The 14,046-nt window shown below is 66.9% G+C and carries 12 protein-coding genes; 10 read left to right on the forward strand and 2 right to left on the reverse strand.

Annotated elements, in window-relative coordinates:
• The first annotated feature begins 93 nt into the window (after nt 1-93).
• The 3 genes from CD928_RS18500 to zapE are packed head-to-tail and all read left to right on the forward strand — an operon-like array spanning nt 94 to nt 2,503.
• Nucleotides 94-876: a succinate dehydrogenase iron-sulfur subunit gene (locus CD928_RS18500; protein WP_095388555.1), complete on the forward strand. Its 783-nt coding sequence runs from the start codon at nt 94-96 to the stop codon at nt 874-876.
• A complete protein-coding gene (locus CD928_RS18505) occupies nt 873-1,364 on the forward strand; it encodes a PaaI family thioesterase (RefSeq protein WP_255247242.1) in 492 nt (163 codons plus the stop codon). Before CD928_RS18500 ends, CD928_RS18505 begins: the two co-directional genes overlap by 4 nt.
• Entirely contained in the window at nt 1,361-2,503 is a 1,143-nt protein-coding gene (gene zapE / locus CD928_RS18510; RefSeq protein ID WP_095388556.1) for a cell division protein ZapE, read from the forward strand. The genes CD928_RS18505 and zapE overlap by 4 nt, the downstream gene beginning before the upstream one ends.
• Here the strand turns inward: zapE and CD928_RS18515 are convergent.
• Nucleotides 2,453-3,496 (reverse strand): hypothetical protein, encoded by a 1,044-nt coding sequence (locus tag CD928_RS18515; RefSeq protein ID WP_095388557.1) that lies wholly within the window; start codon nt 3,494-3,496, stop codon nt 2,453-2,455. The two genes, zapE and CD928_RS18515, sit on opposite strands and share 51 nt — an antisense overlap.
• 55 nt (nt 3,497-3,551) lie before the next feature.
• Nucleotides 3,552-4,094, reverse strand: coding sequence for a phosphatase PAP2 family protein (locus CD928_RS18520; RefSeq protein WP_095388558.1), 543 nt, complete (start codon nt 4,092-4,094; stop codon nt 3,552-3,554).
• Nucleotides 4,095-4,408: 314 nt separating this feature from the next.
• Between CD928_RS18520 and mdh the strand changes: the two genes are divergently transcribed.
• From mdh to CD928_RS18555, 7 genes are all read left to right on the forward strand, one after another.
• The gene (gene mdh / locus CD928_RS18525; protein WP_095388559.1) at nt 4,409-5,371 is read left to right on the forward strand and encodes a malate dehydrogenase; all 963 of its coding nucleotides are present in this window, start codon (nt 4,409-4,411) and stop codon (nt 5,369-5,371) included.
• Between the two features lie 64 nt (nt 5,372-5,435).
• On the forward strand, nt 5,436-6,326 hold the full coding sequence (gene sucD / locus CD928_RS18530) for a succinate--CoA ligase subunit alpha (RefSeq protein WP_095388560.1): 891 nt from the start codon (nt 5,436-5,438) through the stop codon (nt 6,324-6,326).
• Between the two features lie 92 nt (nt 6,327-6,418).
• Nucleotides 6,419-9,232, forward strand: a complete 2,814-nt coding sequence (locus CD928_RS18535) for a 2-oxoglutarate dehydrogenase E1 component (RefSeq protein WP_095388561.1) — start codon at nt 6,419-6,421, stop codon at nt 9,230-9,232.
• Nucleotides 9,233-9,253: 21 nt separating this feature from the next.
• Nucleotides 9,254-10,498: a 2-oxoglutarate dehydrogenase complex dihydrolipoyllysine-residue succinyltransferase gene (gene odhB / locus CD928_RS18540; protein ID WP_095388562.1), complete on the forward strand. Its 1,245-nt coding sequence runs from the start codon at nt 9,254-9,256 to the stop codon at nt 10,496-10,498.
• Between the two features lie 101 nt (nt 10,499-10,599).
• The gene (gene lpdA / locus CD928_RS18545) at nt 10,600-12,012 is read left to right on the forward strand and encodes a dihydrolipoyl dehydrogenase (RefSeq protein WP_095388563.1); all 1,413 of its coding nucleotides are present in this window, start codon (nt 10,600-10,602) and stop codon (nt 12,010-12,012) included.
• A 25-nt stretch (nt 12,013-12,037) separates the two neighbouring features.
• Nucleotides 12,038-13,375, forward strand: a complete 1,338-nt coding sequence (locus tag CD928_RS18550) for an amidohydrolase (RefSeq protein WP_095388564.1) — start codon at nt 12,038-12,040, stop codon at nt 13,373-13,375.
• A gap of 8 nt (nt 13,376-13,383) precedes the next feature.
• The gene (locus CD928_RS18555; protein ID WP_095388565.1) at nt 13,384-14,013 is read left to right on the forward strand and encodes a trimeric intracellular cation channel family protein; all 630 of its coding nucleotides are present in this window, start codon (nt 13,384-13,386) and stop codon (nt 14,011-14,013) included.
• Nucleotides 14,014-14,046: the final 33 nt, after the last annotated feature.

Genomic DNA, 14,046 nt, shown 5'->3' on the forward strand with positions numbered 1-14,046 from the left:
GCTCGCTCGCCAGCGGCTTTCGCGCTTTCAACCCCTTGTCGACTTCGCCAATCGGGTCTAGGCAGCCCGCGATTGCACAAGGGAGCCCGCGACATGGCCGAATTTCGCCTGCCCAAGAACAGCCGCATCGAGAAGAGCGGCACGGTCCACAAGGCCGAGGGGGCGACCAGCGTCAAGAAGTTCAAGGTCTATCGCTACAATCCCGACAGCGGCCGCAACCCGCATTTCGACACTTTCGAGATCGACACCGAAAAATGCGGCCCGATGGTGCTCGATGCGCTGATCAAGATGAAGAGCGAGCAGGATTCGTCGCTGACCTTCCGCCGCTCGTGCCGCGAGGGCATCTGCGGCAGCTGCTCGATGAACATGAACGGCAAGAACGGCCTCGCCTGCACCACGGCGATCGAGGATCTGAAGGGCGATATCACGATCACCCCGCTGCCGCACATGGAAGTGATCAAGGACCTCGTCCCCGACTTCACCCATTTCTATGCGCAATATGCGTCGATCGAGCCGTGGCTGAAGACCAAGACGACGACCCCGAGCGGCAAGGAACGGCTGCAGTCGCCCGAGGAGCGCGAAAAGCTCGACGGGCTCTACGAGTGCATCCTCTGCGCCTGCTGCTCGACGAGCTGCCCGAGCTATTGGTGGAACAGCGACAAGTTCCTCGGCCCCGCGATCCTGCTCCAGGCTTATCGCTGGCTCGCCGACAGCCGCGACGAATATACGGGCGAGCGGCTCGACGAGCTGGAGGACCCGTTCCGCCTCTATCGCTGCCATACCATCATGAACTGCGCCAACGCCTGCCCCAAGGGCCTGAGCCCGGCGCGCGCGATCGCCGAGATCAAGAAGCTCGAGGCCGAGCGGCAGGTGTGAACGACAGTATCGAGGAGCCGAAGCGCCGCGAGAATTTCAGCGCCGAGGCGCTGGACGATGGCTGGGTAAGCTGGAACCTCAAGGATCCCAGCCGCTTCAATGCTTTCATCGAACCGCTGTCGGTGCGCGTCGAACCGCCGACCTCCGACGGCCGCCCACGCGCCCGCGTGCGGATGCTGCCCGAGCGCAAGCACAGCAATCTCGGCGACAATGTCCACGGCGCGGTGACGCTGGGGCTTGTCGACATCGCGCTCTTCGCCGCTTCGCACCAGTTCGGTTCGCTCGACGCGGGCCATTCGGTGACGCTCGACCTGTCGACGCAATTCGTCGGGGCGGGGCGCGTCGGCGAGCCGCTCGATGCCCTCGTCGAGCTGGTGCGCGAGACCGGCCGGCTCATCTTCCTGCGCGGCCTCGTGGTGCAGGGCGAGGATGACGCCCATATCGTGCTGAGTTTTGCGGGAACGATCCGGAAGGCGAGCCGGAAGTGACCTCGGTCCTTGCGGCCTATGACGCGCTGGTTTCCGCCGGCGAGCTCAAGTCCGACCCCGAACAGCGCGCTGCCGCCGAGCGTCTGAACCGCCTGCAGGCGGAACTGGAGGCGTCGCCGCCGCGCGGCAGCCTGTTGTGGCGGATCGCGGGCCGCAAGCCCGAAGCCCCGCGCGGCGTCTATCTGTGGGGTGCGGTCGGGCGCGGCAAGTCGATGCTGATGGATCTTTTCTACGATCAGCTTCGCATCCAGCGGAAGCGGCGGGTCCATTTCCACGCCTTCATGCAGGATGTGCACGCGCGGATGCGCGAGGTGCGCAAGAGCGAGGCGGGGGATCCGATCCCGATCGTCGCCGCGGCGCTCGCGGAAAATGTGCGCTGCCTCGCCTTCGACGAGATGGTGGTGAACAACAGCGCCGACGCGATGATCCTCTCGCGCCTGTTCACCGCGCTGATCGAGCGCGGCGTGACGGTGGTCGCGACGTCGAATCGGCCGCCGAAGGATCTCTACAAGGACGGGCTCAACCGCGAGCATTTTCTGCCCTTCATCGCGCTGGTCGAGGCGCGTCTCGATGTGATGGGCCTCAACGGGCCCACCGACTATCGCCGCCATCGGCTCGGCGACGGCAAGCGCTGGTTCGTCCCCGCCGATGCGGCGGCGACCGAAGCGTTGTCGGCTGCCTTCTTCCGCCTCACCGACTATCCGCCCGAGGATCGCGCGCACGTTCCCTCGCTCGACCTCGACGTGGGGGGCGGGCGCACGCTGCATGTGCCCAAGGCGCTGAAGGGCGTCGCGGTCTTCTCGTTCAAGCGACTCTGCGGCGAAGCGCGCGGCGCCCCGGACTATCTTGCGGTCGCGCGCCATTTTCACGCCGTCATCCTTGTCGGCATCCCGCGCATGGGGCCCGAGAACCGCAACGAGGCGGCGCGCTTCGTCACGCTGATCGACGCGCTCTACGAATATAAGGTCAAGCTGCTCGCGAGCGCGGCGGCCGAACCCGACGCGCTCTATGTCGCGGGCGACGGCGCCTTCGAGTTCGAACGCACCGCGAGCCGGCTCGCGGAGATGCAGTCGGACGATTATCTGGCGCTAGGCCACGGTCAGGATGACGCCGCCGACGATCCCGCCCCAGCGCGATGAATTGAGCGTGACATAGATCAGGCTTCGTACATAGCGCAGTTCGTGAGCGACATGTCCGACCGCCTGCTCGATCCGGCGGCGGATCGTGCGCAGCACCCGGGGTTCCGCGACGTCGATGCGGTGCGGATACGGGGGCGGTAGAGGGAGGCCCGCGAAGCCGCCGCTCGTCACTCGCGGATCGTGGGCGACGGCGCGGCACAAGGCTTCCATCCGCGCGATCGCCAGCCGGTTGGGCACGGCGCGGTCGCGGCTCAGCAGCTCGAAACTGTGGCTGAAGGCGGAGAACTGGATCGCGCCTATCGCCGCAACATGGTCGAGCGCATCGCGCATTTCCTCTTCGGACATCGCACACAGCTGGGCGGGACGAAAGCGGTCGCTGCCCTCGAGTAGACCGCTGACCGGCACTTCGCAGACGTCATGATGAAGGCGCATGCCCAGGTTTGCGGGGTCGTGCGTGATCGCGCAGCCCTGGCCGACCCAGGCGGCGTTGAAGCTGCTGTCGTAGCGGAAGCCAAGCGCAGCGAGTGCGCGCAGCGTGTCGTCGTTGGCGCCGAAATTTCCCGCACGAAAAGCGATGGGGCGCGGCGCGCCCGACCGGGTCAGTATATCGCCCGCGAGGCCGATCAGCTTTTTCTGCGCCGCCAGCGGAAAGTCACCGATGTTGCGCCCCGTCAGCCTGCCGACGGGGTTCAGCCGGGCAAATTGCAGCCATTCGGTGTGGATGTGAAGCTGGACCTCGTGCCCGCGCGCGATGATCGGCTGGACGATCGCGTCGATGATCGCGCGGCCGTAGACGAGCGCCGGCATCGGATCGACGAAATAGACCCCGGTCAGGCCGAAGCGGTCGAGCATGTCCATCTGGAAATGAATGCCGAAGTCGCCCTCGCGGCAGCGGCCGAGGATCGAACTTTCGAAATTGGCGCGCGCATCGAAACCCCGTTGATGGAGGCCCGCCGACAATTCGGTGTCGAAGCTGATGATCGCCCGCGTCATGACGCGGGCCTAGCAAGGCAGGGATAAGGGAGGGTTAAGCGCCGGCTACGGGTCCCTAGAAACGCAATGTCACGTCGACACCCGCGCTCTTGGTGTCGCCCCACGGCAGGATATGGACGCGGTCGTTCGCCCTGGTCGTGATCAGGTGCCCGGTCGCGGTGCCGATCGCCGCACCGACCAGCACGTCGCCGACCCGGTGCCGCTTCGCCTCGACGCGACTCAGCCCCACGAAGGATGCGACGACATAGGCAGGCAGCCCGGCTTTCCAGCCATAGCGATTGTGCAGCGTCGCGGCGGCGGCGAAGCTGGTCGAAGTGTGGCCCGAGGGAAAGCTCTTGTCGTCGCTGCCGTCGGGACGTTGCGAGGGGAAGGCTTCCTTCAGGCCCTGGGTGATCAGGATCGTGCCGCCGATGCTGCCGCCCGCCTCCAGCACGCCTTCCCAGTCGCCCTGCACCGCGGGCACGCCGAAGGCGGCGACGACCAGTGCATTCTTCGCGATCGTGCCGGCATCGTCCCAACCCTTCTCGCTGGCCTGGGCCGGCGCGGCGATGCTAAGCGACAGGGCGAAGGCGAGTCCGGCGGTGCTGCGTCTGAACATGCGGATCTCCCGAAAGGTCTCGCTCCGTGTGCGGAACGAAGACTTATCGCAGCCGCGTGCGGAGGCCAAGACAAAGCCGGGCCCTTGCCGGGAAGGTCTGCGATGCCCACCTTCCGGGTTCCACGAGGAACTCATTATCGCTATTGCGAACTATTTGCAGAAAAAGCCCGATTTTCGCCCTTTTGGCGGTTGTTTCCTTAAGGGAATCGGCGTAGGGGCGTCGCCAGTCTTTGGCCGGCTGGGCGGTAATGGCCCGTGCCCCCGCCGGTTCCGTGAAGCATTGCCGGGCTTGCCAGAAGGGAGTGCCGCGCGCCATGGGACGCAAGAAGATCGCATTGATCGGAGCCGGGAATATCGGCGGAACGCTGGCGCTGCTCGCCGCGCAGAAGGAACTCGGCGACGTCGTCCTGTTCGACGTGGTCGAGGGCGTGCCGCAGGGCAAGGCGCTCGACCTGTCGCAGGTCGGCCCGATCGCGGGCTTCGACGCGAAGATCACCGGCACCAACGACTATAAGGACATCGCGGGCGCCGACGTGATCATCGTCACCGCCGGCGTCGCCCGCAAGCCGGGCATGAGCCGCGATGACCTGCTCGGGATCAACCTGAAGGTCATGAAGGCGGTCGGCGAGGGCATCAAGGCGAACGCTCCCGACGCCTTCGTCATCTGCATCACCAACCCGCTCGACGCGATGGTGTGGGCTCTCCGCGAGTTCTCGGGCCTGCCGCACAACAAGGTCGTGGGCATGGCCGGCGTGCTCGACTCGGCGCGCTTCAGCCACTTCATCGCCGACGAATTCGCCGTGTCGGTGAAGGACGTGAACACCTTCGTGCTCGGCGGACATGGCGACACGATGGTCCCGGTCGTCCGCTACTCGACCGTCAACGGCATCCCCGTTCCCGACCTCGTCAAGATGGGCCTGTCGACGCAGGAGAAGATCGACGCGATCGTCAAGCGCACCCGCGGCGGCGGCGGCGAGATCGTCGCGCTGCTCGGCACCGGCTCGGCCTTCTACGCGCCGGCTGCGAGCGGCATCGCGATGGCCGAAGCCTATCTGGGCGACCAGAAGCGCATCCTGCCCTGCGCCGCCTATGTCGACGGCGAATATGGCGTCGATGGCCTCTATGTCGGCGTGCCGGTGCAGATCGGCGCTGGCGGCGTCGAGAAGATCGTCGAGATCGAACTCGACGGTGCCGACAAGGCGGGCCTCCAGGTCTCGGTCGACGCGGTCAAGGAGCTGCTCGACGCATGCAAGGCGCTGGATCCCAGCCTCGCCTGAACCCTTTCTGGCCCGCCCGGCCGGACAGGCCGGGCGGGCTGACTCTCCCCGGGAGACTTAGATTATGTCCATCCTCATCGACAAGAATACCAAGGTCATCACGCAAGGGATGACCGGCGCCACCGGTACCTTCCACACCGAACAGGCGCTCGCCTATGGCACCAAGATGGTCGGCGGCGTGACGCCGGGTAAAGGCGGCACGACACATATCGGCCTGCCGAACTTCAACACCGTCGAGGAAGCCAAGGCCGCGACCGGCGCGACCGCGAGCTGCATCTACGTGCCGCCGCCGTTCGCCGCCGACTCGATCCTTGAGGCGATCGACGCCGAGATGGAGCTGATCGTCTGCATCACCGAAGGTATTCCGGTGCTCGACATGGTCAAGGTGAAGCGCGCCCTGTCGGGTTCGAAGTCGCGTCTGATCGGCCCGAACTGCCCCGGCGTGCTGACGCCGGACGAATGCAAGATCGGCATCATGCCGGGTTCGATCTTCAAGAAGGGCAGCGTCGGCGTCGTCTCGCGCTCGGGAACCTTGACCTATGAGGCGGTGTTCCAGACCTCGAACGTCGGGCTCGGCCAGACTACTGCGGTCGGCATCGGCGGCGATCCGGTCAACGGCACCAACTTCATCGACGTCCTCGAACTCTTCCTCGCCGACGACGCCACCAAGTCGATCATCATGATCGGCGAGATCGGCGGCGACGCCGAGGAGCAGGCGGCGCAGTTCCTGATCGACGAGGCGAAGCGCGGCCGCAAGAAGCCGATGGTCGGCTTCATCGCGGGCCGCACCGCGCCCCCGGGCCGCCGTATGGGCCACGCCGGCGCGATCGTGTCGGGCGGCAAGGGCGACGCCGAAAGCAAGATCGCGGCGATGGAAGCGGCGGGCATCACCGTGTCGGCCAGCCCGTCCGAACTCGGCACGACGCTCGCCGAGGTGCTGAAGGAACGCGTTTGACGATCCGCGCCCGCCGGCAACGCAAAGCGGCCGGCGGGCGTTGATCCCCGAAATCCCTTCTCCACCATTCCTCCCCGAGAATGGAAAAGACAATGAACCTCGAACGACAGAGCTTTGACATCGACGAGCCGCAGGCCGGCCCGAGCTGGGCGCCTAAGGGTTGGCCCCAGATTGATGGCGACGACCTTACCGCGGCGCTCGACCCGCAGCAGATGCAGGTGGCGGTGAAAGCCGCCGCCGCCAAGGCCGGCGCGCCACTGTCGAACGCCGAGGTCGAGCGCGCCGCCGACGAGGCGATCCGCGCGATGATGCTGATCCGCACCTATCGCGTGCGCGGTCACCTCGCAGCGAAGCTCGATCCGCTCGGCCTGTCGAAGCGCGAACTGCCCGCCGACCTGACCCCCGAATATCACGGCTTCGTCGGCGCCGACCAGGACCGGCCCGTCTATCTGGGCGGCACGCTGGGCCTCGAAAAGGCGAGCGTGCGCGAGATCGTCGCGATCCTGCAGGCCAATTACTGCGGGCACGTCGGCCTCGAATATATGCACATCGCCGACGTCGAGGAGCGGCGCTTCCTGCAGGACCGGATGGAGGGCGCCGACAAGCATGTCGAGTTCACCCCCGAGGGCAAGCAGGCGATCCTCAAGAAGGTGATCGACGCCGAGGAATGGGAGAAGTTCCTCGCCAAGAAATATGTCGGCACCAAGCGCTTCGGGCTCGACGGCGGCGAGGCGATGATCCCGGCGATGGAAGCGATCATCAAATATGGCGGCCAGTACGGCGTGCGCGAGATCGTGTACGGCATGGCGCACCGCGGGCGGCTCAACATGCTCGCCAACGTCATGGCGAAGCCCTACCGCGTCATCTTCCACGAATTCCACGGCGGCAGCGCCAACCCCACCGACGTCGGCGGGTCGGGCGACGTCAAATATCACCTCGGCACCTCGACCGACCGCGAGTTCGACGGGATCAGCGTCCATATGTCGCTCGTCCCCAACCCCTCGCACCTCGAGGCGGTCGACCCCGTCGTGCTCGGCAAGGTGCGCGCGCAGCAGGTCCACCGCGACGACCTCGAAAAGCACGAGCAGGTGCTGCCGGTGCTGATCCACGGCGACGCGGCCTTCGCGGGGCAGGGCATCGTCTGGGAATGCCTCGGCTTCTCGGGCGTTCCGGGCTACAACACCGGCGGCTGCATCCATTTCATCGTCAACAACCAGATCGGCTTCACGACGAGCCCGCAGTTCGCGCGCTCCTCGCCCTATCCGTCGGACGTCGCCAAGGGCGTCCAGGCGCCGATCCTCCACGTCAACGGCGACGATCCCGAAGCGGTGACCTTCGCCTGCAAGCTCGCGATCGATTTCCGCCAGCAGTTCAAGCGCGACATCGTCATCGACATGTGGTGCTACCGCCGGTTCGGCCACAACGAGGGCGACGAGCCGAGCTTCACCCAGCCGCTGATGTACAAGATCATCCGCAAGCATCCGCCGGTCAGCGAATTGTTCGCGGCGCGGCTGGTCGACGAAGGCGTGATCGGCGGCGATTTCGTCGCGCAGCATCGCGCCGAATTCACCGCGCATCTCGAGGAGGAATTCAAGCTCGGCGCGGATTACAAGCCGAACAAGGCCGACTGGTTCGCCGGGCGCTGGTCGGGGCTCTATGCACCCAAGGACGACGACGGCAACCGCCGCAATGTCGAAACCGGGGTCGAGCGCAAGCTGTTCGACGCGGTCGGCCGCGCGATCACCACGATCCCCGACGACCTCGACGCCCACAAGACGCTGCGCCGCGTGATCGACGGGCGCGCCGAGATGTTCAAGTCGGGCGAGAATTTCGACTGGGCGACCGGCGAGGCGCTCGCCTTCGGCACCCTGCTCAGCGAGGGCTATCAGGTCCGCCTGTCGGGCCAGGATTCGGGCCGCGGCACCTTCAGCCAGCGCCACGCCGTCTGGGTCGACCAGACGACCGAGGCCAAATATGTGCCGCTGAAGACGCTGCCGCACGGCCGCTTCGAGGTGCTCGACAGTCCCTTGAGCGAATATGGCGTGCTCGGCTTCGAATATGGCTATGCGATGGCCGATCCGAAGAGCCTGGTGCTGTGGGAAGCGCAGTTCGGCGACTTCGCCAATGGCGCGCAGATCATGATCGACCAGTTCATCGCGTCGGGCGAAGCCAAATGGCTGCGCGCCAACGGCCTCGTGCTGCTGCTGCCGCACGGCTATGAGGGGCAGGGGCCCGAGCACAGCTCGGCGCGCCTCGAACGCTTCCTCCAGCTGTGCGCGGGCGACAATATCCAGGTCTGCAACATCACGACGCCGGCCAATTATTTCCACGTCCTGCGCCGCCAGATGCTCCGCGACTTCCGCAAGCCGCTGATCATCATGACGCCCAAGTCGCTGCTGCGGCACAAGCTCGCGGTCAGCAGCCGCGACGAGTTCCTCGGTGACAGCCATTTCATGCGGATCAAGTCCGACATGACGCCGCCCGCCGACGACAAGATCCGGCGGCTGGTGCTCTGTTCGGGCAAGGTCGCCTATGACCTGATGGAAGCGCGCGACAGCGCGGGGCTCGAAGACGTCAGCGTGGTGCGCATCGAACAGCTCTACCCCTTCCCCGGCGAGGCGCTCGCCGTCCGGCTCAAGCGGATGACGAATCTCGAAGCGGTGGTGTGGGCGCAGGAAGAGCCGCGCAACAACGGCGCCTGGTTCTTCGTCGAATCGCTGATCGAGGAAAGCCTGCACGCGGCGGGGCACAAGGGGATGCGGCCGCGCTACGCCGGCCGCGCCGCCGCGGCATCGCCCGCGACGGGCCTGATGAGCCGTCACCAGACCGAGCAGGCGGCGCTCGTCGCCGACGCGCTCGACCTCAGCGTTCGCGCCGAAATCCGCCGCACCAAGAAAAAAGCCTGATCTCCCGCAAGGAATGACCCCATGAGCACCGAAGTCAAAGTTCCCACCCTCGGCGAAAGCGTCACCGAAGCGACGATCGGCGAATGGCTGAAGCAGCCGGGCGATGCGGTCGCGGCCGACGAGCCGATCGCCAGCCTCGAAACCGACAAGGTCGCGGTCGAGGTGCCGTCCCCGGTCGCGGGCGTGATGGGCCAGCAGGTCGCCGCGGTCGGCGACACGGTCAATGTCGGCGCGGTGATCGCGACGATCGAAGCGGGCGGGGGCAAGGCGGCATCCGCTGCCCCGGCGCCCGCCGCTGCGCCCGCTCCTGCGGCGAAGGCCGAGGCCGCGGCTCCAGCACCGGCGACGACCGGTGACGAGGCGGCCGACACGGTGACGACGCTGTCGCCCGCGGTGCGGCGCCTGGTGCTCGAGCACGGGCTCGACCCGAGCAAGATCAAGGGCAGCGGTAAGGATGGCCGGCTGACCAAGGAAGACGTGCTCGCCGCCGCCAATGCGGCGCCCGATGCGGCCGCTGCGCCCGCGCCCGCCGCCGCGCCGGCTCCCGCCGCGAGCGGCGCGCCGGGCCGCCGCGAGGAGCGCGTCAAGATGACGCGGATGCGCCAGACGATCGCCAAGCGGCTGAAGTCGGCGCAGGACACCGCGGCGATGCTGACCACCTTCAACGACTGCGACATGTCGGCGGTGATCGAGGCGCGCGAGAAATATCGCGACGGCTTCGAAAAGAAGCATGGCGTCCGCCTCGGCTTCATGAGCTTCTTCACCAAGGCGGTCGCGCTCGCGGCGCACGACATTCCCGCGGTCAACGGCCGCATCGACGGCGACGAGATCGTCTATTACGACTATCTCGACGTCTCGATCGCGGTCAGCGCGCCCAACGGCCTCGTGGTGCCGATCGTCCGGAACGCCGACAGCCTGTCCTTCGCCGGAATCGAAAAGGCGATCGCCGACCTCGGCAAGCGCGCCAAGGAGGGCACGCTGACGATGGAGGACATGACCGGCGGCACCTTCACCATCTCGAACGGCGGCGTGTTCGGCGGCCTGATGTCGACCCCGATCATCAACCCGCCGCAGTCGGCGGTGCTCGGCCTCCACCGCATCGAGGACCGCCCGGTCGTGCGGAACGGCGAGATCGTCATCCGCCCGATGATGTATCTCGCGCTCAGCTATGACCACCGGCTGGTCGACGGCCGCGAGGCGGTGACCTTCCTGAAGACGATCAAGGAAGCGATCGAGGATCCGACGCGGCTGCTGATCGATTTGTGATGTTTGTGCTCCTGCGTACGCAGGAGCCCAGGGTGGATTGCAATGTTGGTGCAACCGGACCCTGGGTTCCTGCTTTCGCAGGAACGCATATGGAGTGAGTTATGGCTGATTACGACTACGACGTCCTTGTCATCGGTGCCGGCCCCGGCGGCTATGTCGCGGCGATCCGCGCGGCGCAATTGGGCCTCAAGACCGCATGCGCCGAGGGGCGCGAGACGCTGGGTGGCACTTGCCTCAACGTCGGCTGCATCCCGTCGAAGGCGATGCTCCACGCGTCGGAATATTTCGAGGCGGCCGCGGGCGGCGCGATGGCGGCGATGGGCATCAAGGTGAAGCCCGAGCTCGATCTCGGCACGATGCACGGCCAGCGCAAGGATGCGGTGAAGGGTCTGACCGGCGGCATCGAGTTTTTGTTCAAGAAGAACAAGATCGACTGGCTGAAGGGTTATGCCAAATTCACCGCCGCTGACACGGTCGACGTCGCGGGCAAAGCCGTGCGCGCGAAGAACATCATCATCGCCACCGGCTCGTCGGTGACCCCGCTTCCGGGCGTCGAGGTCGATAATGCCAAGGGGATCATCGTCGATTCGACCGGCGCGCTCGAACTCGCCAAGGTTCCGGCCCATATGGTCGTGATCGGCGGCGGGGTGATCGGGCTCGAACTCGGCAGCGTGTGGCGCCGCCTCGGCGCCAAGGTGACCTGCGTCGAATTCCTCGACCAGATCCTGCCCGGCATGGACGGCGACGTCCGCAAGGAAGCGAACAAGATCTTCAAGAAGCAGGGCATCGAGTTCAAGCTCAAGACCAAGGTCACCAGTGCCGAGGTGAAGGGCAAGAAAGCGGTGCTGACGCTCGAACCCGCGGCCGGCGGCGACCCCGAAACGCTGGAAGCGGACGTCGTTCTGGTGTCGATCGGGCGGCGTCCGAACACCGAAGGGCTCGGCCTCGACAAGGCGGGGCTGGAGCTCAACAAGCGCGGCCAGATCGAGACCGACCATGATTTCCGCACCGCGGTCGACGGCATCTGGGCGATCGGCGACGTCATTCCCGGCCCAATGCTCGCGCACAAGGCCGAGGACGAAGGCATCGCCTGCGCCGAGAATATCGCAGGGCAGACCGGCATCGTGAACCACGACGTCATCCCGTTGGTCGTCTACACTTGGCCCGAGATCGCCGGCGTCGGGTTGACCGAGGAGCAGGCGGTCGAGAAGGCGGGTGGGGAAAAGGGCGCGGTCAAGGTCGGCAAATTCCCGATGCTCGCCAACAGCCGCGCCAAGACCAACCACGAACCCGACGGCTTCGTGAAGGTCATCGCAGATGCCAAGACCGACCGCGTGCTCGGCGTGTGGTGCATCGCGAGCGTCGCCGGCACGATGATCGCGCAGGCGGCGCAGGCGATGGAATTCGGCGCGACCAGCGAAGACATCGCCTACACCTGCCACGCGCATCCGACGCACAGCGAGGCGATTAAGGAAGCCGCGATGGCGGTGACGGGCAAGCCCATCCACATCTGACCAACAGCACAGGGGGAGACAGGATATGGCGAAGCGCGGACTCTGGGTGGCGGCTTCGCTGGCCCTGTCGCTGGCGGCGACCGGCGCGCGCGCGGCGCCCGACATGGCGGCCGCCAATGCGCGGCTGTCGGCGCTGCTTGACAAGAACTATCCCGCGCTGGAGGCGATCTACAAGGATCTGCACCTCCACCCCGAACTCGGGATGCAGGAGGTGCGCACCGCGGGCATCCTCGCGCAGCAACTCCGCAAGGCGGGCTTTGCCGTGACCGAGAAGGTCGGCGGCACCGGCGTCGTCGGCGTGCTGAAGAATGGCGATGGCCCGACTATCCTCGTCCGCGCCGACATGGACGCGCTGCCGCTTGAGGAGAAGACCGGCCTCGCGTGGGCGAGCAAGGCGCGTGCGACCTATGAGGGCAAGGATGTGCCCGTGATGCACGCCTGCGGCCACGACACCCATGTCGCCTATCTGGTCGGCGTCGCGCAGGCGCTTTCGGCGATGCGTGACAGCTGGTCGGGCACGGTGGTGCTGATCGGCCAGCCCGCCGAAGAAACGCTGAAGGGCGCGCGGGCGATGCTCGACGACGGGCTGCTGACGCGCTTTCCGAAGCCCGACTTCGGTTTCGCCGCGCATGTCAGCAACCTTCCTTCGGGCGTGGTGGCGATCAAGGCCGGACCGTCCTCGTCGGCGTCGGACAGCTATTCGGTGATCTTCCACGGCCGCGGCGGCCACGGTTCGATGCCCGCCGCGACGATCGACCCGATCCCGATCGCGGCGCGCTTCGTCACCGACGCGCAGGTGCTGATCAGCCGCGAAAAGGACCCGGCGGCGTTCGGCGTGCTGACGGTGGGCGCGATCCATGCCGGCAGCGCCCCGAACATCATCCCCGACAGCGCCGAGGTGAAGGTCAACCTCCGCTCGCAGTCGCCCGAGGTGCGCGACCTGCTGCGCACCGGAACGGCGCGCGCGGCCAAGGCCGCGGCGGCGATGGGCAACGCCCCCGAACCGACGGTCACCTATCTGGGCGGCACCGGCGTGCTGATGAACGACGAGGCGATGGCGGCGTCGGCAGCCGGGCTGCTCGGGCCGGTGTTCGGCAAGGGACTGGTCTTCGCGCCCGCCAGCGCCGCGCCCCTGTCGGGGAGCGAGGATTATTCGGAATATGTCGAGGCGGGGGTGCCGTCGGTCTTCTTTGGCATCGGCGGCTATGATCCCGCGGTCCTCGCCGACCTAAAGGCGAAGGGCGAGCCGGCCCCGACCAATCACTCGCCCTTCTTCGCGCCCCAGGCCGAGCCCGCGATCCGCAACGCGGTGACCGCCATCGTCCTGTCGATCATCGGCGGCGTGCGTCCGGCGGCGGAATAGCGTCGGCGATGCCCGAGCTCGACAATGCGCTGATCGTCCGGCTGCTCGACCTGGTCGGCATCGGCGTCTTCGCGCTGTCGGGCGCGCTGATGGCGGTGCGGCTGCGGCAGACGCTGGTCACCGCGAGCTTCTTCGCGCTCGTCACCGGGGTCGGCGGCGGCAGCGTGCGCGACCTGCTCATCGGCGCGCCGGTGTTCTGGGTGCACGACGGCGCGATCGCCGCGATGTGCATCGTGATCGCGCTGGTCGTCTGGGTAACGCCCGAACGCTGGTGGCAGGGTCAATTGCTCGAATGGGCCGATGCGGTCGGACTCGCCGCCTATGCCGTGTTCGGCACCGCGAAGGCGATGGCGTGGGGCGTGCCTCCGGTGCCCGCGCTGATGATGGGTGTGATCACCGGCTGCGTCGGCGGCACGATCCGCGACGTATTGGCGGGGGTGCCGTCGATCATCATGCGGCCCGAAGTCTATGTCACCGCCGCGGCGCTCGCCTCGGGACTCTTCCTCCTGCTGCAATGGCTGGGGGCCGGAACGCCCGTCGCGGCGGTTGCGGGCGCCGGGGCGGGCTTTGCGCTGCGCGGCGCGGCGATCCGCTGGTCGCTCGCGCTTCCGGCCTATCGCGGCCCGAAAACCGGATAGGCTTGCCAAATCGCGAATCTGTGGCAGGTTCGC

This window comes from Sphingopyxis sp. GW247-27LB (genome assembly GCF_002277025.1).
Taxonomy (GTDB): Bacteria; Pseudomonadota; Alphaproteobacteria; order Sphingomonadales; family Sphingomonadaceae; genus Sphingopyxis.

Coding starts and splice junctions, on each gene's coding strand:
- CD928_RS18500 (WP_095388555.1), top strand. CDS start 94: ATGGCCGAATTTCGCCTGCCCAAGAACAGCCGCATCGAGAAGAGCGGC.
- CD928_RS18515 (WP_095388557.1), bottom strand. CDS start 3,496: ATGACGCGGGCGATCATCAGCTTCGACACCGAATTGTCGGCGGGCCTC.
- CD928_RS18520 (WP_095388558.1), bottom strand. CDS start 4,094: ATGTTCAGACGCAGCACCGCCGGACTCGCCTTCGCCCTGTCGCTTAGC.
- mdh (WP_095388559.1), top strand. CDS start 4,409: ATGGGACGCAAGAAGATCGCATTGATCGGAGCCGGGAATATCGGCGGA.
- sucD (WP_095388560.1), top strand. CDS start 5,436: ATGTCCATCCTCATCGACAAGAATACCAAGGTCATCACGCAAGGGATG.
- CD928_RS18535 (WP_095388561.1), top strand. CDS start 6,419: ATGAACCTCGAACGACAGAGCTTTGACATCGACGAGCCGCAGGCCGGC.
- odhB (WP_095388562.1), top strand. CDS start 9,254: ATGAGCACCGAAGTCAAAGTTCCCACCCTCGGCGAAAGCGTCACCGAA.
- lpdA (WP_095388563.1), top strand. CDS start 10,600: ATGGCTGATTACGACTACGACGTCCTTGTCATCGGTGCCGGCCCCGGC.
- CD928_RS18550 (WP_095388564.1), top strand. CDS start 12,038: ATGGCGAAGCGCGGACTCTGGGTGGCGGCTTCGCTGGCCCTGTCGCTG.
- CD928_RS18555 (WP_095388565.1), top strand. CDS start 13,384: ATGCCCGAGCTCGACAATGCGCTGATCGTCCGGCTGCTCGACCTGGTC.